1 protein-coding gene is annotated in these 273 nt (G+C 67.0%); it reads left to right on the forward strand.

Annotated elements, in window-relative coordinates; all coding sequences use genetic code 11:
• Positions 1-273: SDR family oxidoreductase (locus CKO35_RS17775; RefSeq protein ID WP_200177426.1), on the forward strand; the 273-nt coding region annotated here is incomplete at both ends.

Genomic DNA, 273 nt, shown 5'->3' on the forward strand with positions numbered 1-273 from the left:
GGGCTGGGGGCGGGTGATCTTTGTGTCGTCGGAATCCGGGGTGGCGACGCCGGCCGACATGATCAACTACGGCGTGACCAAAAGCGCCAACCTGGCGGTCTCCCACGGCCTGGCCAAGCGCCTGGCAGGCACCGGGGTGACGGTGAATGCGATTTTGCCGGGGCCGACCTTTACCGACGGCCTGGAACAGATGCTCAAGGACGCCACGGCCCAGTCCGGGCGCAGTGCGCGGGAAGAAGCCGATGTGTTCGTGCGTAATGCGCGGCCCACCTC

The sequence above is a fragment of the Ectothiorhodospira shaposhnikovii genome (assembly GCF_016584105.1).
Classification (GTDB): Bacteria; Pseudomonadota; Gammaproteobacteria; order Ectothiorhodospirales; family Ectothiorhodospiraceae; genus Ectothiorhodospira; species Ectothiorhodospira shaposhnikovii.